The 21,256-nt window shown below is 56.9% G+C and carries 23 protein-coding genes; 5 read left to right on the forward strand and 18 right to left on the reverse strand.

The window, feature by feature from the left end:
* Positions 1–4: 4 nt before the first annotated feature.
* Positions 5–649 carry a glutathione transferase gene (yfcF, locus tag U9O48_RS15540; RefSeq protein ID WP_285149249.1) on the reverse strand — a complete coding sequence of 215 codons (645 nt, stop codon included), beginning with the start codon at positions 647–649 and terminating at the stop codon, positions 5–7.
* A gap of 138 nt (positions 650–787) precedes the next feature.
* On the opposite strand from yfcF, the gene yfcG reads away from it, so the two are divergent.
* The 4 genes from yfcG to U9O48_RS15560 all read left to right on the forward strand — a co-directional run bounded on the left by yfcG (position 788) and on the right by U9O48_RS15560 (position 3,356).
* Positions 788–1,417, forward strand: coding sequence for a GSH-dependent disulfide bond oxidoreductase (gene yfcG, locus U9O48_RS15545; protein ID WP_285146789.1), 630 nt, complete (start codon positions 788–790; stop codon positions 1,415–1,417).
* 72 nt (positions 1,418–1,489) lie between these two features.
* Positions 1,490–1,852, forward strand: coding sequence for a dihydroneopterin triphosphate 2'-epimerase (gene folX / locus U9O48_RS15550; RefSeq protein WP_285146790.1), 363 nt, complete (start codon positions 1,490–1,492; stop codon positions 1,850–1,852).
* A gap of 19 nt (positions 1,853–1,871) precedes the next feature.
* Positions 1,872–2,765 carry a TIGR01777 family oxidoreductase gene (locus U9O48_RS15555; protein WP_285149248.1) on the forward strand — a complete coding sequence of 298 codons (894 nt, stop codon included), beginning with the start codon at positions 1,872–1,874 and terminating at the stop codon, positions 2,763–2,765.
* Between the two features lie 57 nt (positions 2,766–2,822).
* On the forward strand, positions 2,823–3,356 hold the full coding sequence (locus tag U9O48_RS15560) for a GNAT family N-acetyltransferase (protein ID WP_285149247.1): 534 nt from the start codon (positions 2,823–2,825) through the stop codon (positions 3,354–3,356).
* Positions 3,357–3,396: 40 nt separating this feature from the next.
* Here the strand turns inward: U9O48_RS15560 and hisP are convergent, their stop codons facing one another.
* The 15 genes from hisP to pdxB form a co-directional block, all read right to left on the reverse strand.
* On the reverse strand, positions 3,397–4,170 hold the full coding sequence (hisP, locus tag U9O48_RS15565) for a histidine ABC transporter ATP-binding protein HisP (RefSeq protein WP_095282772.1): 774 nt from the start codon (positions 4,168–4,170) through the stop codon (positions 3,397–3,399).
* A gap of 7 nt (positions 4,171–4,177) precedes the next feature.
* Positions 4,178–4,894, reverse strand: a complete 717-nt coding sequence (locus U9O48_RS15570) for an ABC transporter permease (protein WP_282493667.1) — start codon at positions 4,892–4,894, stop codon at positions 4,178–4,180.
* Positions 4,891–5,577 (reverse strand): histidine ABC transporter permease HisQ, encoded by a 687-nt coding sequence (locus U9O48_RS15575; RefSeq protein WP_285146793.1) that lies wholly within the window; start codon positions 5,575–5,577, stop codon positions 4,891–4,893. The genes U9O48_RS15570 and U9O48_RS15575 overlap by 4 nt, the downstream gene beginning before the upstream one ends.
* Before the next feature lie 85 nt (positions 5,578–5,662).
* Entirely contained in the window at positions 5,663–6,445 is a 783-nt protein-coding gene (hisJ, locus tag U9O48_RS15580; protein WP_095282775.1) for a histidine ABC transporter substrate-binding protein HisJ, read from the reverse strand.
* Positions 6,446–6,656: 211 nt separating this feature from the next.
* On the reverse strand, positions 6,657–7,439 hold the full coding sequence (gene argT, locus U9O48_RS15585) for a lysine/arginine/ornithine ABC transporter substrate-binding protein ArgT (protein WP_095282776.1): 783 nt from the start codon (positions 7,437–7,439) through the stop codon (positions 6,657–6,659).
* A 291-nt stretch (positions 7,440–7,730) separates the two neighbouring features.
* On the reverse strand, positions 7,731–8,300 hold the full coding sequence (locus tag U9O48_RS15590) for a UbiX family flavin prenyltransferase (RefSeq protein WP_282493669.1): 570 nt from the start codon (positions 8,298–8,300) through the stop codon (positions 7,731–7,733).
* 89 nt (positions 8,301–8,389) lie between these two features.
* Positions 8,390–9,907, reverse strand: a complete 1,518-nt coding sequence (gene purF, locus U9O48_RS15595) for an amidophosphoribosyltransferase (protein ID WP_100779425.1) — start codon at positions 9,905–9,907, stop codon at positions 8,390–8,392.
* 35 nt (positions 9,908–9,942) lie between these two features.
* On the reverse strand, positions 9,943–10,431 hold the full coding sequence (cvpA, locus tag U9O48_RS15600) for a colicin V production protein (RefSeq protein WP_282493670.1): 489 nt from the start codon (positions 10,429–10,431) through the stop codon (positions 9,943–9,945).
* A gap of 279 nt (positions 10,432–10,710) precedes the next feature.
* Positions 10,711–11,406, reverse strand: coding sequence for a cell division protein DedD (gene dedD, locus U9O48_RS15605; RefSeq protein ID WP_282493671.1), 696 nt, complete (start codon positions 11,404–11,406; stop codon positions 10,711–10,713).
* Positions 11,396–12,664 carry a bifunctional tetrahydrofolate synthase/dihydrofolate synthase gene (folC, locus tag U9O48_RS15610; RefSeq protein WP_324722770.1) on the reverse strand — a complete coding sequence of 423 codons (1,269 nt, stop codon included), beginning with the start codon at positions 12,662–12,664 and terminating at the stop codon, positions 11,396–11,398. Before folC ends, dedD begins: the two co-directional genes overlap by 11 nt.
* Positions 12,665–12,733: 69 nt before the next feature.
* On the reverse strand, positions 12,734–13,639 hold the full coding sequence (gene accD, locus U9O48_RS15615; protein ID WP_282493673.1) for an acetyl-CoA carboxylase, carboxyltransferase subunit beta: 906 nt from the start codon (positions 13,637–13,639) through the stop codon (positions 12,734–12,736).
* A gap of 154 nt (positions 13,640–13,793) precedes the next feature.
* On the reverse strand, positions 13,794–14,453 hold the full coding sequence (locus tag U9O48_RS15620; RefSeq protein WP_324722771.1) for a DedA family protein: 660 nt from the start codon (positions 14,451–14,453) through the stop codon (positions 13,794–13,796).
* 32 nt (positions 14,454–14,485) lie between these two features.
* Entirely contained in the window at positions 14,486–15,298 is an 813-nt protein-coding gene (gene truA, locus U9O48_RS15625; protein WP_282493675.1) for a tRNA pseudouridine(38-40) synthase TruA, read from the reverse strand.
* 2 nt (positions 15,299–15,300) lie between these two features.
* Positions 15,301–16,311, reverse strand: coding sequence for an aspartate-semialdehyde dehydrogenase (locus tag U9O48_RS15630; RefSeq protein WP_285149244.1), 1,011 nt, complete (start codon positions 16,309–16,311; stop codon positions 15,301–15,303).
* Between the two features lie 66 nt (positions 16,312–16,377).
* Positions 16,378–17,514: a 4-phosphoerythronate dehydrogenase PdxB gene (pdxB, locus tag U9O48_RS15635; protein ID WP_324722772.1), complete on the reverse strand. Its 1,137-nt coding sequence runs from the start codon at positions 17,512–17,514 to the stop codon at positions 16,378–16,380.
* A gap of 117 nt (positions 17,515–17,631) precedes the next feature.
* Between pdxB and flk the strand changes: the two genes are divergently transcribed.
* Positions 17,632–18,636, forward strand: coding sequence for a flagella biosynthesis regulator Flk (gene flk / locus U9O48_RS15640; RefSeq protein WP_285149242.1), 1,005 nt, complete (start codon positions 17,632–17,634; stop codon positions 18,634–18,636).
* A 92-nt stretch (positions 18,637–18,728) separates the two neighbouring features.
* On the opposite strand, the gene U9O48_RS15645 is transcribed toward flk, so the two are convergent.
* Both U9O48_RS15645 and fabB read right to left on the reverse strand, forming a co-directional pair.
* Entirely contained in the window at positions 18,729–19,907 is a 1,179-nt protein-coding gene (locus tag U9O48_RS15645; protein WP_324722773.1) for an MFS transporter, read from the reverse strand.
* A gap of 66 nt (positions 19,908–19,973) precedes the next feature.
* Positions 19,974–21,191 carry a beta-ketoacyl-ACP synthase I gene (fabB, locus tag U9O48_RS15650; RefSeq protein ID WP_282493680.1) on the reverse strand — a complete coding sequence of 406 codons (1,218 nt, stop codon included), beginning with the start codon at positions 21,189–21,191 and terminating at the stop codon, positions 19,974–19,976.
* Positions 21,192–21,256: the final 65 nt, after the last annotated feature.

Raw genomic sequence — 21,256 nt, forward strand, 5'->3', positions numbered from 1 at the left:
TTTATCAGCCTGCGCGCTTTGCGGAGAGCGCCACAAAACGCTGCACGGAGGCGCGCTGCCACTGGAATGAAGCGTAATCGGCCAGCGCTTGTGGCACCTCGTCGCCATTCAGCACCAGGCGGTTGAGCATCAACGCCAGATCGGCATCGGCGATGCACCATTCACCAAACAGATTCGGGTTGCCGTGTTCCAGCAGTTTCGCCGCCGTTTCGAAGAGTTTGCTGGCGCTCGCCGCGCCCGCGTCGTTGAGCGCAGGCTTTTTCGCCCCGCCGAAAATCACATCCGTCGACCGCTGTTCGCGAATCGGCCCCAGATCGCTCCTGAGCCACGCCTGGATCTGCCGTGCCCGCGCGCGCTTTTGCAGATCGTGAGGATAGATGCGCTCCCACTCCGGCGGCGCAAAGCGATCTTCCAGGTATTCATCGATCGCCGAGGATTCGCTGAGCTCAAACCCGTCAATTTCCAGCACCGGCACGCGACGCGTCAGCGCATAACCCTGCCACTGCGGTTTGAGGTGATCGCCGCGATCCAGGTCAACGGTTTTGAGGTTAAACGTCAGCCCCTTCTCCGCCAGCGCGATATACACACTCATCACATAAGGCGAGAAAAAGTTGGCATCGGACCACAGGGTAATCGCAGGTTGGCTCATAACATCCTCATCGGCTGATCGGTTTTCATCCAACATATAATCTCTTTGCGTTCCTGTCACTTGATGAAAACTCACGATTTATGCGCAGCGCCTATACTCGTTTTTATGGCATGAAATAATGTAAGGACAGGAGTTGAGATGATAGACCTCTATTTTGCCCCGACCCCCAACGGACACAAGATCACGTTATTTCTGGAAGAGACGCAGCTGGATTATCGCATTATCAAAGTGGATATCAGCAAGGGCGATCAGTTCCGGCCTGATTTTCTCGCCATCTCGCCCAACAATAAAATCCCCGCGATTGTCGATCACGCTCCGGCGGACGGCGGCAGGCCGCTGAGTCTGTTTGAATCCGGCGAGATCCTGCTCTATCTGGCGGAGAAAACCGGGAAACTGCTGAGCGGCGAACTGCGCGAGCGCCACCATACGCTGCAGTGGCTGTTCTGGCAGTCGAGCGGGCTTGGCCCCAGCCTCGGGCAAAACCATCACTTCAACCACTTCGCCCCGCAGCCGATTCCTTATGCTATCGAACGCTATCAGGTGGAGACACAGCGGCTTTACGGCGTGATGAACAAGCGGCTGGAAAAATCTCCGTGGCTGGGCGGGGACCATTACAGCATCGCCGATATTGCCTGCTGGCCGTGGATCAACGCCCACGTGCGCCAGCGAATCGACCTTGCGACTTATCCCGCCGTGAACAATTGGTTCGAGCGAATTCGCAATCGCCCGGCGACAGAACGCGCGATGCAGAAGGCGCAACAAATTTAAGCGCCCGCCCCGTTGGGCGCGCCGAAAATCCTCATGTATTATGATCTGAATAACAAACAGAGGAAGCCTGCAATGTCACAGCATGACGCTATTATTCGTATAAAAAACTTACGCTTACGCACTTATATCGGCATTAAACCTGAAGAGATCGAAAATCGTCAGGACATCGTGATTAACGTGGTGATCCACTACCCGGCCGAGAAAGCGCGCGCCAGCGAAGATATCAACGATGCCCTGAACTATCGCACCATCACCAAGAGCATCATTAAGTACGTGGAGAATAACCGCTTCTCATTGCTGGAAAAATTAACTCAGGATGTGCTCGACATCGCACGCGAACATCACTGGGTCACTTATGCTGAAGTGGAAATCGATAAACTTCACGCGCTGCGTTACGCCGACTCGGTCTCCATGACCCTGAGCTGGCAACGCTAAGCGCAATCCCGGAGGTAGTATGAAGATTCTGGTGACTGGCGGTACAGGCCTGATTGGTCGTCATCTCATTTCGCGTCTGCAGGTGCTGCATCACGAGATTACCGTGGTGACGCGCAATGCAGAGAAAGCCCGTCAGGTGCTGGGAAAAGACGTTGGCATCTGGAAGGGTCTCGCTGAGCATCAGAATCTGGACGGCTTCGACGCCGTCATCAACCTCGCAGGCGAGCCTATCGCCGACAAACGCTGGACCGAAGAGCAAAAACAGCGGCTGTGCGACAGCCGCTGGAACATCACGCAAAAGCTGGTCGATCTGTTCCACGCCAGCACTACCCCGCCGTCGGTACTGATTTCCGGCTCGGCGGCCGGGTATTACGGCGATCTCGGGGAAGTGGTCGTCACCGAAGAAGAACCGCCGCACAACGAATTCACCCACAAACTCTGCGCGCGCTGGGAGCAAATCGCCTGCGGCGCGCAAAGCGACACGACCCGCGTCTGCCTGCTGCGAACCGGCGTGGTGCTGGCGCCGAAAGGTGGCATTCTGGCGAAGATGTTGCCGGTGTTTAAACTCGGTCTCGGCGGCCCGATGGGCAGCGGTCGTCAGTATCTGGCGTGGATCCACATCGACGATATGGTCAACGGTATTCTGTGGCTGCTGGATAACGATCTGCGCGGCCCGTTCAATATGGTTTCGCCCTATCCTGTGCGTAACGAACAGTTCGCCCATGCGCTGGGCCACGCCCTGAAACGCCCGGCGGTTCTGCGCGCCCCTGCCACCGCCATTCGCCTGATGATGGGCGAATCGTCGGTGCTGGTGCTGGGGGGGCAGCGCGCCCTGCCAAAACGGCTGGAGGCGTCAGGGTTTGCCTTCCGCTGGTATGATTTAGAAGAAGCCCTGGGAGATGTGGTGGGTTAAATCTGCCGTGTCGCTTATGGTAGAGTCGTACGTCAGACTCCCCAGAATGGCGACACTATGGCGACAATCACCACTCCCCGACTTCAGCTTTCCCCGTTCAAACCCTCCGACTGGGCGTTCTTCCGCTCGCTGCGCGAAGACCGCGCCATCATGCGCTATATGGCGGCCATTGCCCCTGAAAAAGAGACGCGACGCTTGTTCGCCATCCGCCTCGCAGCACCGCATACCTTCGTGATCCGCTCCCGTCATGAGGACACGCCGCTCGGCGATATCGGCCTGCAAATCAGTGCGAAGTATCGGGAAGAGGCGGATATCGGCTACACGGTAATCCCGCAGGCGCAGGGCAAAGGCATTGCCAGCGAGGCGCTGCGCGCGGTGTGCGACTATGCATTCACTCAGACGGGCGTGAAAGCGATCAATGCTTACGTGCTGGCAGATAACGCCGGTTCCGTGCGGGTGCTGGAGAAGATGGGTTTTGTGCGCACTCAGGTGCTGGAACAGGCCTATGAGATCGATGGCGTTCGGTATGACGACTGGGTGTATCGGCTGGAGTGTGGTGCGGGCGGCACTGCGTTTGCCCGGCCTACATAACTCGTAGGCCCGGTAAGCGCAGCGCCACCGGGCGACAAAACTACTTGAGCGAACCTTTCAGGAACTGCTGCAGACGCGGGCTTTTCGGGTTCGCCAGCACCTCGTCCGGATGCCCCTGCTCTTCGATGACGCCCTGATGCAGGAAGATCACGTGGTTAGAGACGTTACGGGCGAAGCCCATCTCGTGCGTCACCACCACCATCGTTTTCCCCTCTTCGGCGAGCTTCTGCATAATGCGCAGCACTTCGCCCACCAGCTCAGGGTCGAGCGCGGAAGTCGGCTCATCAAACAGCAGCACTTCCGGCTCCATCGCCAGCGCACGGGCGATAGAGACGCGCTGCTGCTGACCGCCGGACAGATGCACCGGATATTTAATCTGCTGGCGCTCGTCGATCCCCACTTTCGCCAGGTATTTCACCGCGCGCTCACGCGCTTCCTGTTTGCTTAAGCCGAGAACCTGAATCGGTGCTTCCATCACGTTCTCCAGCACCGTCATGTGGCTCCAGAGGTTAAAGTGCTGGAAGACCATCGTCAGGCGCGTGCGCAGCAGGCGCAGCTGATTTTTATCCGCCACTTTCAGCTGCCCGTCTTTGTCGCGCACCAGATTGATATTCTGCCCGCTGACGATAATCGAGCCTTCGCTCGGTTTTTCGAGGAAGTTAATGCAGCGCAGGAAGGTACTTTTTCCCGAACCGGATGAGCCGATAATACTGATCACATCGCCCGCATTCGCCGTGAGCGATACCCCTTTCAGCACTTCATGTTCGCCGTAGCGTTTGTGCAGATCGATAACGTTTAATTTATTTTCAGACATCGTTTTCTCAGTGCGTCGAAGTAGGTTTCATGTGCTGCAACCAGCGTTTTTCTGCCTTACGGAACAGGCTAATCAGGACGTACGAAATGATCAAATACAGCACCGCGGCGATGCCGAAGGCGGTAAAGGGCTGGTAAGTCGCCGAGTTAATATCACGCGCGATTTTCAGCAGATCCGGCACGGTGGCGGTAAACGCCAGCGCGGTGGAGTGCAGCATCAGAATCACTTCGTTGCTGTACGCCGGAAGGGCGATACGCAGCGCCGATGGCATAATAATGCAGCGATAGAGTTTCACTGACGAGAAACCGTAGGCACGCGCTGCTTCAATCTCACCGTACGGCACAGAGCGAATGGCCCCGGCGAAAATCTCGGTGGTGTAAGCGCAGGTGTTCAGCGTCAGCGCCAGCACGGTACAGTTCAGGCCGCTGCGAAAGAACGCGTTGAGCATTTCGGTGCCTTTGACGATCTCCAGCGTATACATCCCGGAGTAAAAGACCAGCAGCTGAACGTACAGCGGCGTACCGCGAAACACATAGGTGAACAGCCAGATCGGGAAGCGAATGTATTTATTTTCCGACACCCGGCCAATGGACAAAAACACCGCCAGAATCCCGCCCATCACCACGGACGAAATCAGCAGCCACAGGGTGATCGCCACGCCGGTAAAGCGATAGCCATCGGTCCACAGCAGCGATTTCCAGTATTCCTGAATAATCTCAATCACAGGTCAGCCCTCTTCACACCCACGGAGTAGCGACGTTCGAGAAGAAGCAGCACACCATTGGAGACGGTAGTAAACACCAGATAAATCACGCCGCACACCACGGCAAAATAGAAGGGTTCCCAGGTGCTCTTGCCCGCAAGCTGCGTGGCTTTCACCACATCTTCCAGCCCGAGGAGGGAAACCAGCGCCGTCGCTTTAAGGATCACCTGCCAGTTGTTGCCGATGCCCGGTAAGGCAAAACGCATCATGGCCGGGAACATAATCCGACGAAAGATTTGTGAGGAGGTAAAACCGAAGGCGGTGGCCGCCTCGATGTGGCCTTTGGGTACGGCCATGTACGCGCCACGGAAGGTTTCCGTGAAATAGGCGCCGTAGATAAAGCCGAGGGTGATAATACCGGCCACCATCGGGTCGATATCAATTTGCGACATGCCTACGGCATCCGTCACGCTGTTGAGCGCGATTTGCAGACCGTAGAAAATGAGCAGCATCAGCACCAGATCGGGTACACCGCGAATCAGCGTGGTGTAGCCTTCAAAAATCAGCGCCAGTACCCGATTACTTGAGAGTTTCGCTCCCGCACCCGCCAGGCCTATCAGCACCGCCAGCACCACTGAACTGAGGGCCAGTTCAAGAGTGACGAGCGCGCCTTGTAAAATAACGCCAGAAAATCCGTACAGCATAAGGCCTGCCCTGTCGTGAGTGGTCACACCGTGTCTTTTCCCCTCCCGAAACGCGGGAGGGGCCGCACGTTATATAACGGGGCGATTAGCCGCCGTAGACATCAAAGTCGAAGTATTTCTTCGCCAGTTTTTCGTAAGTGCCGTCTGCACGCATTTCGGCAAAGGCTTTGTTCAGTGCTTCACGCAGTTCGTTGTCCTCTTTACGCAGGCCCATGCCGGTGCCGACGCCAAAGAGTTTCTCGTCCTTGATGGACGGACCGCCGAACTTATAATCTTTCCCAACCGGCTGCTTGAGGAAACCTTCGCTGGCAGCCACTTCATCCTGGAACGCAGCGTCAATACGGCCTGCAGTCAGGTCAGCGTAGATGTTTTCCTGGCCCTGATAAGAGACGATTTCAATCCCTTTTGGTGCCCAGTGTTCATTGCCGTAGGTTTCCTGGGTGGTGCCCTGCAGCACGCCGACGCGTTTGCCTTTCAGGGACTCCAGCGTTGGCTGAATGTCAGAAGACTTAGCCACCACCAGACGCGAATCCGCGGCATAGAGTTTGTCGGTGAAGGCAATCTCCTGCTGGCGTTTTTCGGTGATGGAGAGGGAGGACATAATCACGTCGATTTTTTTGGCTTTCAGCGAGGGGATCAGCGCATCCAGCGGGTTTTCAACGTAGGTACATTGCGTTTTGATGCGTTTGCACAGCTCGTTGGCGATATCGATGTCAAAACCAACCAGTTCACCTTTCGAATTCTTCGATTCAAACGGGGCATAAGTCGGATCGGTACCGATACGCACTTTTTGCGGAATGGCGGCAAAAGCAGCGGTAGCGCTGGAAAAGGCCAGCACCAGAGAAAGCGACAACACCAGTTTTTTCATGTTTATCCTCAACAGACTGTCTTCTTACGGGATTTTACGACGGGGGAGTGTCGTTAATGTGCCATTAATCCCCTTAGCAAGGCAAAGTATAATGCCCGCCAGATGGAAATTTTTGCATCATAAGTGCTTAACTATGCACTTGACGACCCAAAATGGTGCGCTTTTTGCACCATTTTGGATCCAACACATCCGAATGCCCCGTCAGTGACGATTAATCACCGTATACGTTGAAGTCGAAATATTTCTTCGCCAGTTTGTCGTAGGTACCATCTTTGCGCAGTTCAGCAAAGGCTTTGTCAAAGGCCGCTTTCAGCTCTTTGTCGTCTTTACGCAGGCCAATCCCGGTGCCGTCACCGAAGTACTTTTTGTCTTTCACCGACGGACCGGCAAAGGCGAACTCTTTACCCGCAGGCTGTTTCAGGAAGCCTTCGCTCGCCGCCACTTCGTCCTGGAATGCCGCATCCAGACGCCCTGCCGCGAGGTCAGAATAGATCAGATCCTGGTTCTGGTACGCGACCACATCGACGCCTTTTTCGCGCCAGTCGGCGTTAGCAAAACCTTCCTGCGTGGAGCCCTGCAGCACGCCAACGTGTTTGCCTTTCAGCGATTCGATCGTTGGCTGGATTGGGGAGCCTTTTGCCGCGATCAGACGGGAGTCCGCCGCGTAGAGCTTGTCAGAGAAGGCAATCTCCTGCTGACGTTTTTCAGTAATGGAGAGTGAAGAGATAATGGCATCGATTTTCTTGGCTTTCAGCGACGGGATTAACGCATCAAAATCGCTGCCCACCCATGTGCATTTCACCTGCATGCGCTTGCACATTTCATTTCCCAGATCGATATCAAAGCCGACGAAGTCGCCTTTCGCATCCTTGGACGAGAATGGCGCGTAAGTGGCGTCAGTACCGATACGCACTGTCTGAGGAAGTGCCGCATAGCTGCTCGCTGCCGCACTTAATCCCACCAGCAGAGACAGAGCCAGAACCGTCTTCTTCATACATTTACCCTCAAGTGTCGTGATTTTCTTATGGTTTATGTTGTGTGTTGTGTAACAGGCGTTCTCTTGCAGGTCTTATGCCATATTGCCGACGGGTCAAAAATTCGACGTTAAATATGTTAATAAAACGTTGCGATATTGCCTTAATAAGGAAAGATAGCAGGTCTGCCAAACGAACCGGAGAGGGAGAAAGGGAAAAAACGAATTAAATGTCGAGGATATGATCGCGGTTGCATAATTGCCCCGCAACGGGGCAACCAGGCTTATCATGCACCCAAAACGGGCAACGGGTTATGCGCCCTGCCAGCGGGCGAAGAGATCTTCCGGCAGGTCGATGTCAAACTGATCCAGTACGCGATTGACCGTCTGGTTGATCACGTCGTCCAGCGTTTGCGGGCGATGATAAAACGCCGGCACCGGCGGCATAATCACCGCGCCCAGCTCCGCCGCCTGGGTCATCAGGCGCAAATGGCCGAGATGCAGCGGCGTTTCACGCACGCAGAGCACCAGGGTGCGGCGCTCTTTCAGCACCACGTCGGCGGCGCGCGTCACCAGCGTGTCCGTATAGCTGTTCACGATGCCAGAGAGCGTTTTGATGGAGCACGGCAGGATAACCATGCCAGCAGTTTTAAACGAGCCTGAAGAGATGCTGGCGGCGATATCGCGGGCATCGTGCACCACGTCGGCCAGGGCCTGAACGTCGCGCAGGGAAAAATCGGTTTCGAGGGAGAGGGTCTGACGCGCCGCCTGGCTCATCACCAGATGGGTCTGGACATCCGCCACGTCGCGCAGTACTTCCAGCAGTCGTACGCCGTAAATGGCACCGCTGGCACCGGAGATCCCTACAATGAGTTGTTTCATGATTTCGCCCTTACTTGCATCTCGGGCAGACTGTGCAGGATTTTGCGGGGAGTTGCAAGTGAGGGCGCCCGCCCTCACTTGCCGAAGACTTAGCCTTCGTTGTGCATCTCTAAGCTTTCGAGATCGTTTTGCATCTGCACGGCTTTCGCATCGTCGTTGCGCAGCGAGTCGAGATAGTCAAGATACTGCTGATCAACGTCTTTAGTCACGTAAATACCGTTGAAGACCGAGCACTCAAACTGCTGAATATCCGGGTTCTCGGCGCGTACGGCGTCAATCAGATCGCTCAGGTCCTGGAAAATCAGGCCGTCAGCGCCGATGATCTGGCGAATCTCATCCACTTCGCGACCGTGAGCAATCAGCTCGTTGGCGGTCGGCATGTCGATGCCGTAGACGTTCGGGAAGCGAATTTCCGGCGCAGCAGAGGCCAGATAGACCTTCTTCGCACCCGCTTCACGCGCCATCTCGATGATCTGCTCAGACGTGGTGCCGCGCACAATGGAGTCGTCCACCAGCAGCACGTTCTTATCGCGGAACTCAGCGCGGTTGGCGTTGAGCTTACGACGCACGGACTTACGACGCAGCTGCTGGCCCGGCATGATAAAGGTGCGGCCCACGTAGCGGTTCTTAACGAAGCCCTGACGGTACGGTTTACCCAGGATTCGCGCCATTTCCAGGGCGATATCGCAGGAGGTTTCCGGGATCGGGATGACCACGTCGATATCCAGATCGTCCCACTCACGGGCAATCTTCTCACCGAGCTTGGTGCCCATGTTCACACGCGCGCTGTACACGGAAATCTTGTCGATGAACGAGTCCGGACGGGCGAAGTACACATATTCGAACAGGCACGGATTGCTGACCGGGTTTTCCGCGCACTGGCGGGTAAACAGCTGGCCTTTTTCAGTGATGTAGACAGCTTCGCCCGGTGCGACGTCGCGCAGGAACTCAAAGCCCAGGGTATCCAGCGCCACGCTTTCGGAGGCGACCATGTACTCGGTACGGCCATCGCCCAGATCGCGTTTACCCAGCACCAGCGGACGGATGCCGTTAGGATCGCGGAACGCCACCATACCGTGGCCGATAATCATCGCCACGCAGGCATATGCGCCACGGATCTGGCGGTTAGTCGCGGCAATGGCGGCAAAAATGTTGTCTGCTTCCAGCGGGTAATGGCGGAAGTTATCCAGCTCGCTGGCAAAGATATTGAGCAGGATTTCAGAATCAGAGGTGGTGTTAATGTGGCGACGCTTCTCTTCGAACAGCTTTTTACGCAGCTCGTGCGCGTTGGTCAGGTTGCCATTGTGGGCAAGCGTGATGCCATACGGAGAGTTGACGTAGAAAGGTTGTGCTTCAGAGGCGCTGGAACTGCCAGCAGTAGGATAACGAACGTGGCCAATCCCCATATTGCCCTGCAGGCGCTGCATATGGCGGGCTTCAAATACATCGTTGACCAGGCCATTCGCTTTGCGTAAACGGAAACAGTTGTTGGCATCAATGGTAATGATGCCTGCTGCATCCTGGCCACGGTGCTGAAGCACCGATAACGCGTCATAAATAGACTGGTTTACCGGCATGAAACCGGCGATACCGACAATACCGCACATTCGTCTTTTCCTCGTTAAGCCACATCTCAAAGTGATTACACTTTGGGCAAGAAACTCGACGAGCTTTGCAGATAGTCAAAGAACCATCTGATGATGAAGCTGAACTGTGGAATCAGCTGGGACTTGCTCCAGTCTTCGCTTTTTGAAAACCCGGTAAAGGTATCAAGGAAGAACAGAATCGCTGCCACGATCAGCGCGCCTCGCAGCGCACCAAAACAGATCCCCAGTACCCTGTCCGTTCCTGACAGACCGGTTTTCTCGACCAGCTGACCTATCACGTAGTTCACGATAGCGCCGACGAGAAGCGTCGCGACAAACAGCACCGCGATGGCGATTCCATTTCGGACCAGTTCATCTTCAAAGCCCGTGAACCAGACAGACAGGTAAGTGTAGTAATGACTGGCAACAAAGAAAGCACAACCCCATGTCACCAGCGATAACGCTTCACGAACAAAGCCACGGATCAGGCTAACCAGACAGGAAAAACCTATCACCGCAATGATGGCGTAATCAATCCAGACCATATGTGTCCCACGATTAAACGCCCTGTCATCCAGTTCGGGGCGAATTCTAACAGAAAAAGAAAACGTTTGCGTAGGGATTTCCTTCCCGCGCGTAAATAAAAAAGGCGCTGAAAAAATGCTCAACGCCGTCGGCCTTGTTGCCTTATCTGGCAATCTGGCGCACGCGATTTTCCCCTCACCCCGGCCCTCTCCCCAAAGGGGCGAGGGAGAAAAGACCGCACCGAACAGTCCCCTCTCCCCTATGGGGAGAGGGTTAGGGTGAGGGGGGATTAGCGCCTATCAGTTCGCGCTATAATTCATCACCACACCGCTCAACCCGGAGATCTGCTTCAGCTCGCCAAGCGATCCTTTCAGCTTATCTTTCGAGGCGTCCGGGCCGACCAGAATGCGGGTAATTTTACCCTGTACCGGCGTCGAAGGTGAAGTGTAAACCCGATACCCTGCCCCGCGGAGTTTACCCACCACTTCATTGACTTTATCGGCATTTTTCAACGCCCCAAGCTGCACCACGTACGCTTTCCCGGTCGGCGCAGGTTTCTCTTCCTGAACCGGTTTTTCCGGCGGCGCTTCTGCCGCAGCGGCAATCTGCTCGCTGGCTTTATCGCGCTGCGGTTTCGGCTGGGGTTTGTCCGCCGGTTTCGCGGCAGGCTTAGGCTGCACGACCGGTTCCGGAACAGGGTCCAGTTCACCGGTGTTGCTTGCCGTCAAACGAGAGGGATCGAGCGACGGTGCCGCCGCATCACCGGCACGCACCTCTTCTGCCGCCCCTTCCGGAGGCTGAGCAGGCAGCGCCTGCGTGGCCGCAGGCAGCATGTCGGGCTCGTCGCGATCGCCGGGCTTCGGCACCAGCGGGATCGCCGCGAACTCATCCTGATAATGTTTTTTCTGCCCGTCGAGCAGTCCCGGGAGAATAATCACTCCCAGCGCAACCAGCACAATGGTTCCTGTTAAACGGTTCTGAAACTTACTTGCCACCGGTTCTCCCCGCCTCCATCACTTCCATGACATGCGCTACGGTGTGAAACGATCCACACACCAGCACGGTATCTTCAGGTTTAGCATCCGCCATCGCGGCGTGCCATGCCAGCGCCACGTTTTCATAAGCTTCGCCCTGCGCGAGATGTTCCATCAACTGTTCGGCAGACGCGCCCCGTGGGCCTTCCAGTGGAGCACAATACCAGCAATCGACGACACTCTCCATGCAGGCCAGTGTGCCAGCAATATCTTTATCATGAAGCATACCGATAACCGCCAGCACTCGCCCGGTTTTTGGCAGGGATTTGAGTCGTTCTGCGAGGTAGGCCGCGGCATGGGGATTGTGCGCCACGTCCAGGATCAAACGCGGAGACTCGCTGACAATCTGAAAACGTCCCGGCAGAAGCGCATTCTGAATACCGTCACGAATCGCCTGTTCGCTCACCGCCAGTCCACTGGCGCGAATGGCCGCCAGCGCGGTAGCGGCGTTCGGCTGCGGAACCTGCGGCAACGGCAGATTATCCAGCACGCCCTGAGCGTCGCTAAAGCGCCAGCCGTCAGCCGTCACCTCATACTGCCAGTCAACGCCGCGACGCATCAGATGCGCCCCCTTCTCCTGCGCCACATCGGCGATGGTGTGCGGCATATCCGGCTCACCCACCACGGCAGGTTTGTTGGCGCGGAAAACGCCCGCTTTTTCGCGACCAATGCTTTCGCGGTCTGGCCCCAGCCAGTCCGTGTGATCTAGCGCGATGCTGGTCACTACGGCGACGTCGGCATCGACCATGTTAGTGGCGTCCAGGCGTCCGCCTAAACCGACTTCGAGGATCACCACGTCCAGCTGCGCCTGTTTGAACAGCCACAGGGCGGAGAGCGTGCCGTACTCAAAATAGGAGAGCGAAATCTCACCGCGCGCGGCTTCGATTTCCGCAAAAGAGGCGGTGTGCGCCGATTCCGGCAGCTCGGTATTCTGCACGCGCACGCGCTCGGTGTAGCGCACCAGATGCGGGGAGCTGTAAACGCCCACCTTGTAACCGGCGGCCATCAGCATCGATTCGAGGGTGCGGCAGGTGGTGCCTTTGCCGTTGGTTCCCGCTACGGTAAAGACGAATGGCGCGGGCTTGAGGACATCTAAACGCGCAGCGACCTGGCTCACGCGATCCAGTCCCATATCGATAGTTTTACTGTGCAGATTTTCCAGATAAGAAAGCCACGTGACCAGGGGTGACGTGGCTTGGGGAATCATTTGTTTTTCCATGATACGCACTTTCATTTTAGGTTAGAAAGCAAAAGGGCAGCGCCGTCTGGCCCTGCCCTTTTTGAGTTATCAGGCTTCGGGTTCCTGATGCGGCACGACCACGCCTTCACGCGGCTCGTCCGGACTTGGCGACGGCAGATTCATCAGCTTCGCCAGGATGCTTGCCAGTTTCAGGCGCATTTCCGGGCGGCGAACGATCATGTCGATAGCGCCTTTTTCGATCAGGAATTCACTGCGCTGGAAGCCCGGCGGCAGTTTCTCACGCACGGTCTGTTCGATAACGCGTGGACCGGCAAAGCCGATCAGCGCTTTCGGTTCAGCGATGTTCAGATCGCCCAGCATCGCAAAACTCGCCGATACGCCGCCCATGGTCGGGTCGGTCAGAACGGAGATGTACGGCAGACCGCGTTCCTGCATTTTGCCCAGTGCCGCAGAGGTTTTCGCCATCTGCATCAGGGACATCAGCGCTTCCTGCATACGTGCACCGCCGGAGGCGGAGAAGCAGATCAGCGGGCAGTTGTCTTCCAGCGCCTGCTCAACGGCACGGATGAAACGCGCACCGACGACGGAACCCATTGAGCCGCCCATAAAGGAGAACTCAAAGGCCACAGCGACAACCGGCATCTCGTGCAGGGTGCCTTTCATCACGATCAGCGCGTCTTTCTCGCCGGTCTCTTTCTGAGCAGAAGCCAGTCTGTCTTTGTATTTCTTGGAGTCACGGAACTTCAGCACATCTTTTGGCTCAAGTTCGCTACCCAGTTCAACCATGGAACCTTCATCCAGCAGGCTATGCAGGCGATTACGCGCCGACATACGCATGTGGTGGTCACACTTCGGGCACACCTCAAGATTGCGTTCCAGCTCAGCGCGGTACAAGACCTGGCCGCAGCTGTCACACTTGGTCCACACCCCTTCAGGAATACTCGCCTTACGGGTTGGGGCTATGTTGCTTTTAATTCGTTCAATCCAGCTCATTGATAACCTTTCTGCCTGAACCTGGTCGTATGCCAGTTTTGCTGTAAGCGGCGCATAATGCCATTTTTGCCACAAACAGACCATGAATGTTGCACATTAAAACATAACAGCCCGAAACTTTGGATAAAAAAGTGGTCGAACCGCAAATGCGTACTTACTTCGCTTGCTTTGCCGCCGCACGTTTATGACGAATAATTTCGACAACGCCCGGCAGGATTGAGAGCACAATAATGGCAACAATCAGTAACTTAAGATTTTCCTGCACGATTGGCAGATCGCCAAACAGGTAGCCCGCGTAGGTAAACAGCAGCACCCACAGCAGCGCACCAATCACGTTATAGGCCGCGAAGTGACGATAGGACATATGTCCCATTCCCGCCACAAAGGGGGCAAACGTCCGGACGATCGGCACAAAACGCGCCAGAATGATGGTTTTGCCACCATGACGTTCATAGAACGCGTGCGTTTTGTCTAAATAGCTGCGACGGAAAATCTTCGAGTTCGGATTACTGAACAGCCGTTCACCGAATACCCGCCCAATAGTGTAGTTCACCGCATCGCCCACAATAGCCGCAACGATCATCAGCACCACCATCAGGTGGACGTTGAGATCGTTGGTCGGCAAAGCAGAAAGCGCGCCCGCGACAAACAGCAGGGAATCGCCCGGCAAAAACGGCGTGACGACCAGGCCGGTTTCACAGAACAAAATCAGGAACAGAATGGCATACACCCAGACGCCGTACTGCGCGACCAGCTCCGCCAGATGAACATCGATATGCAGGATGAAATCGATGAGAAAACGTATTAAGTCCATATTGTCTAAGCCTTAATTGAATTGCAACTGCGTTAGTCCGCTAAAAATAGCGGGCCCATTGGCGGTTTTGGAAGGTCAAAGCGATCCGGATAATCTACCGAGACCAGATACAGCCCTTCCGCCTTCGCCGTTGCTGCCGCAAGCGTTCTGTCCTTCGCTGCCAGCAGTTCTGCAATCCAGCTCTCCGGCTGGTGTCCGGCGCCTACTTCCATCAGGCTGCCCACAATATTCCGCACCATATGATGTACAAAGGCATTGGCTTTGATATCCACCACCACATACGCGCCATAACGACTGACGGTAATGTGCATCACGTTTCGCCACGGCGTGCGCGACTGACACTGGACCGCACGAAACGAGGTAAAGTCATTTTCACCGAGCAGATGCTGCGCGGCACGATGCATACGATCGGCATCCAGCGGCTCATAAAAATGAGTCACGCCCTGGCTTAACACTGCCGGACGCAGACGCTGATTGTAGATAACGTAGCGGTAACGACGGGCCGTGGCGCTGAAACGCGCGTGAAAATCATCCGGCACATCTTTCACCCAGCGCACCGCGATGTCACCAGGCAAATTCGCATTTACGCCCAGTGTCCACGCCGCATCTTTACGCACCGCGGTGGTTTCGAAATGCACCACCTGGCCCGTACCGTGTACGCCTGCATCGGTACGACCGGCGCACAGCACACCGATCGGTTCGTTCGCCACCTGAGAGAGCGCTTTCTCCAGCTTTTCCTGGACGCTGCGCACTTCATTCTGACGCTGCCAGCCATAATATTTGCTGCCGTCGTACTCAATCCCGAGGGCAATTCTATGCACTGGCTTGTGTTCCACTTCAGACATCCTTACAGATACTCCTGCACCAGCTTCTCAGCGATTTTGACCGCCATCAGCGCGCCGCCGAAACGTACGTTGTCCGCCACAGACCAGAACTGCACCTGCTCAGGCATGCCGTAGTCGTTACGCACGCAGCCCACGGAGAGACGCGCGTTGCCTGTCGCATCGCCAACCTGAGTTGGGAAATCGGTCTCTTCGCTCAGAGAGATATCTTCGCCGCGCTCGAACGCATAGCGCGCTTCTTCCGCCGCCAGCGGACGCAGGGCTTCGAAGTTCACCATCTGCGCGTGGCCATAGAAGACCGGCGCACGCACGCAGGTGGCGGAGATAATCAGACCGTCATCCTGCAGAATTTTGCGGGTCTCATCGACGATGCGGCGCTCTTCACGCACGCTGCCTTCGCGATCGGCCAGCATCGGCATCAAGTTGAAAGCTAACTGGCGACCAAAGAAATCGTCATCGTCGACCGGAATTCCGTTCAGCAGTTTCGCGCTCTGCCCTGCCAATGCATCGACCGCTTTTTTACCCTGCGCAGAGACAGAGAGCAGGCTGGTGACGGTAATACGTGACAAGCCGCCGTCGTCGATCAGCGGTTTCAGCGCCGTCAGCAGCTGGCTGGTCAGGCTGTCCGGGACAGCGATGATATTACGGTTGCGGTAGTCGGCGAGCACAAACGGGTTAACGTCCGGCACCACCAGCGGCACGTCCGGCTCCAGCGAAAAGAGACCGCTCAGATCGATCACCAGACAACCGGCGTTGGCCGCTTCTTCCGCGTAAGCGGCTGAAGCTTCAGCACCCGCCGCAAAGAACGCCAGCTGGGCCTGCGTCCAGTCAAACTCCGCAACATCCTGCGCGCGAACGGTTTTACCTTCGTAGCGCAGGGAGGTCCCGGCGCTTTCCGCGCGCGCCAGGGCATAAACTTCTCCCACCGGGAACTGACGTTCCGCAAGTGTTTCGAGCAGGGCTTCGCCCACAGCGCCAGTGGCACCCAGTACGGCAATATTCCAGCCTTCAGACATGGTGGTTTACTCCAGAAATGAAACAGCTCCCGGCCAGATTATCCGGCAGGGAGCATTAAGAAGACATTAACGCGCCGGGTTATGCGTGGCATTAAAACCCAGTTGATTCAGTAACGCTGCCGCATCGGCATCGTCACAGATGACATACAGGGAGGACCACTCGCGGCGCTCGAGGTAATTCTTGCGCAGTTTGTCGAATTCACCCGGAATGCCCGCCACTTTTCGCAGCAGCGCGTCATCGCGGCGCACATCATACACTAAATGCACCAGCCTTTTTAGCGAAGACTCATCGAGCGGGCCGTGCAGCGTAATGCGGCCAAATTCCGGCGCGGGCAGCAGGGAATCCAGCGAAACCTGCTGGGCCTGACCGATGAAAGCGCTATAGGCTTCAAAGACCTGCGTCGTGCCGCGCGCTTTACCTTCCAGCGTATAGCCCGCGATGTGCGCCGTGGCGACATCGACGTGGTTCAGCAACGTGACGTTGAGATCCGGCTCTGGCTCCCAGACGTCCAGCACCACGCTCAGATCCTGCCCGGCTTCCAGACAGGTCAGCAGCGCCGCGTTGTCGACAACCGGCCCACGGCAGGCATTTATCAGAATAGTGCCAGGCTTCAGGCGGCGAATAAACGCCTCATCGGCCAGATGCAGGGATTTGTACGGGCCGTCTTTGAACAGCGGCGTATGAAAAGTGATCACATCCGCCTGCTCGACCAGCTCATCAAGCGTGCGGAAGTCGCCTTCATCACCGCGATCGGCGCGCGGTGGATCGCACAGCAGCGTGCGGATGCCGAGCGCTTCGAGACGCTTCTGCAAACGTCCGCCGACGTTTCCCACGCCGACAATGCCGACCGTGCGGTCTTTCAGCGCAAAGCCGTCGCGCTCACCCAGCATCAGTAAAGAGGAGAAGACGTATTCCACGACCGCAATCGCATTGCAGCCCGGTGCTGCTGAAAATCCGATACCTGCCTGCGCCAGCCAGGCATCATCCACGTGATCGGTTCCTGCCGTCGCCGTGCCGACAAATTTAACGCTTTTGCCCGACAGCAGCGTCTCATTCACTTTGGTCACCGAGCGCACCATCAGCGCGTCAGCATCATCCAGTTCCGCCAGCGGGATCGGCCGACCGGGAACAGCCTTAACGTCACCCAGGCGGCTAAACAGCTCACGGGCGTAAGGCATATTTTCATCAACGAGGATTTTCACGACAGAGTACCTGTTTGAGAGGAAGAAAACCTGCCAAGTGTGCCATAATCTCGCCGCCAGGCATACCCGATCGCTTTGCCTGGTTCACGGTGAGTAATGACTTTAAGGATTTTGACGATGCAGCCCATTTCAGGTACGCCGCCGCGCCCTCCGGGTGAAGGCCCCGTAACACCTTCCGCCATTGGCGAACAGCCGTTATCGACGATGCAGCGCACGGTGCTGGAGCGTCTGATCACCCGTCTGGTTGCGTTGACCTCGCAGCAGAGCGCGGAAGTGTGGGCGGGAATGAAACATGACCTCGGGCTGAAAAACGAGTCCCCGCTGCTGTCGCGCCATTTTCCTGCTGCCGAGCAAAACCTGAATCTGCGCCTGACCACCGCGCAGCAAAATCACACCACCCGCCAGGTGGTGTCGCAGCTGACCGAGCTGTTAGGTCAGGGGAATAACCGCCAGGCGGTGAGTGAGTTTATTCGTCAGCAATTTGGTCAGACGACGCTGAGCCAGCTCACGCCGGACCAGCTGAAAACCGTACTGACACTGTTGCAAAGTAATCAGCTGTCGATTCCGCAGCCGCAGCAGCGCCCCGCCACCGAGCGTCCGCTGCAGCCTGCCGAGCATAATACGTTGAAGCAGATGGTTACCCGACTGGCGGCCGCCACGGGCGAATCGAACAAGCTTATCTGGCAGTCGATGCTGGAGCTGTCCGGCGTGAAGGCCGGCGAGCTGATTCCAGCGAAACAGTTTACCCATCTGGTGACCTGGCTGCAGGCGCGCCAGACGCTGAGCACGCAAACCGCGCCCACGCTGCATACCCTGCAGGCGGCGCTCAAGCAGCCGCTGGAACCCCGTGAATTTGAAGCGGTGCGTGATTACGCCCAGCAGACCTGGCAGGCGACGCCGCAAACGGTGCTGACCACCGCCCAGGTTCAGGATTTGCTCAATCAGATCTTTATCCGCCGCGCCGAACCTGAAAGTGGCGTGCCGGAAGCGCGCAACATTCAGCCGATTTACAGTCCGCTGTTTGCCCCGGTGGTGGACACGATAAAATCGATCTCCGCACGTCCGGGGCTGATGATTATTGCGCTGATGGTTGCGCTGGCGCTGTTCTGGCTGGTTATCTAATTTTTGCCGGATGGCGGCTACGCCTTATCCGGCCTACGAATTAACGGGTTTTGTAGGTCGGGTAAGGCGCAGCCGCCACCCGACAAGCCCTTTCACCGCTTCCAAAACGCGATAATCGTCACCACAATCCCCACCACCGCCGAAACCGCCCCGGCCAGAAACACCGACGAATAGCCGAACGACGTTGCCAGTACGCCTGCCAGCGGGCCGGTGACCCCGTAAGAGATATCCTGAAACGCCGCATAGCCGCCGAGCGCGGTTCCGCGAACCTGCGGTGCTACGCGCTTCACCACTTCCACGCCAAGCGCCGGGAAGATGAGCGAACAGCCGCAGCCGGTTAACGCCGCGCCCAGTAACGCGATCCACGCCCCCGGCGCCTGCCACAGCAGCAGCAGACCCAGCGTTTCGATGACCAGGGAAACGACGGCGACTTTCACGCCGCCAAACCTGTCCGGCATCCAGCCGAACAGGACGCGCATCAGCACGAAAGCGCCACCAAACGCAGTCAGAGTAAAGCCAGCCATCGCCCAGCCGCGACTCATAAAGTAGAGCGAGACAAAGGTACCAATCACCGCAAAACCGACGCCCTGCAGCGCCAGCCCGAGACCCGGCTTCCAGATTTGCCCCACCACACTCCACAGGGACGGACGTTCGCCTTTGTGGGCAGGCACTTTACGCACCGAGCCGTTGAAGGCCCACGCCACCAGCGGCAGCGCCATGGTGGTTCCCGCCAGCGCGGCGTAACCGAAATGGCTGTGGATCAGCAGACCCAGGGGTGCACCTGCGGCCAGCGCGCCGTAGATCGCCATCCCGTTCCAGGACATCACTTTGCCGGACCGCGTCGGCCCGACCAGGCCCATGCCCCAGGTGAGCGTCCCGGTCAGCAGCTGGCTTTCGCCAAAACCGAGAATTAAACGCCCGACAACCAGCAGCGCGAATTTATAGATGGCGTCCACCGGCAGCAGCGCCGCCAACAGCCATGCGCCTCCCGCCAGCCCGCAGGCAAACATCCCCTGCAGCGCAGAACGTTTTGCGCCATGCTGATCGGCCAGTCGCCCGGCGTAGCCGCGTGTCAGAACGGTGGCTAAAAACTGAATCCCCACGGCGACGCCCACCAGGGTATTGCCGTAGCCCAGCTCCTGATGCACAAACAGCGGAATCACCGGCAGCGGCAGGCCGACGGTCATATAGGTCAGAAACACCGCGAAGGCGATGCGAAACAGCGAGACATTCGCTGACGAGGTTTTTTCTTTTTGAGTTAGCGCAGTCATTCATGACTCCAAACGAATACAAAAAGGGAGCCATCGGGCTCCCTCTTTTCACATCAGTCGTCAATCTTACGCTTTCAGTTTACGCATCACCAGCGTGGCGTTGGTGCCGCCGAAACCGAAGCTGTTAGACATAACAGTCGTCAGCGCCTGCTCGGTCGGTTTGGTGACGATGTTCAGGCCAGCAGCCTGCTCGTCCAGCTCTTCCACGTTGATGCTTGGGGCGATAAAGCCGTGTTCCAGCATCAGCAGAGAGTAGATCGCTTCCTGCACGCCAGCGGCACCCAGAGAGTGACCGGTCATTGCTTTGGTCGCGGAGATCGCCGGGCTGTTGTCGCCAAAGACTTCACGGATAGCACCCAGCTCTTTCACGTCGCCGACCGGAGTCGAAGTACCGTGGGAGTTCAGGTAATCGATTGGGGTATCCACGCCGTCCATTGCCAGCTTCATGCAGCGCACTGCGCCTTCGCCAGATGGAGCAACCATGTCTGCGCCATCGGAAGTCGCGCCGTAGCCGACAACTTCGGCGTAGATGTGCGCGCCACGGGCCAGAGCGTGTTCCAGCTCTTCAACCACAACCATACCGCCGCCGCCTGCGATGATGAAACCGTCACGGTTTGCGTCATAGGTACGGGAGGCTTTTTCTGGCGTTTCGTTGTACTTGGTGGACAGTGCGCCCATCGCGTCGAACTCACACGCCATTTCCCAGCACAGCTCTTCGCCGCCGCCAGCAAAGACGATGTCTTGTTTGCCCAGTTGGATCTGCTCAACCGCGCTGCCGATGCAGTGTGCGGAAGTCGCACATGCGGAGCTGATGGAGTAGTTCACACCGTGAATTTTGAACGGGGTTGCGAGGCACGCAGACACTGCAGACGCCATCGCTTTGGTCACAACGTAAGGACCGACCGCTTTCAGGCCGCGCGGGCTACGCATAGCGTCTGCGCCGAACACCTGAGATTTAGAAGAACCGCCGGAACCTGCGATCAGGCCCACGCGCGGGTTGTTCTGGTAAACCTCTTCTTTCAAACCAGCATCTTCTACAGCCTGCTGCATTGAGAGGTAAGCGTAGATAGAGGCATCGTTCATGAAACGGACCACTTTGCGGTCGATCAGACCGGTGGTGTCCAGTTTGACGTTACCCCACACGTGGCTACGCATACCAGAATCTTTGAATTCTTGAGAGAAAGTGATCCCCGAGCGTCCTTCACGCAGAGATTCCAGGACTTCCTGCTGGTTGTTACCGATGCTGGAAACGATGCCCAGGCCAGTAATCACTGCACGTTTCATTCAATACCTCTGTAAGTCATACTATATTAAGTTTCGAGTCGCACAATAGCGTACACTTGTACGCT

Source organism: Lelliottia sp. JS-SCA-14 (assembly GCF_035593345.1).
Classification (GTDB): Bacteria; Pseudomonadota; Gammaproteobacteria; order Enterobacterales; family Enterobacteriaceae; genus Enterobacter; species Enterobacter wanjuensis.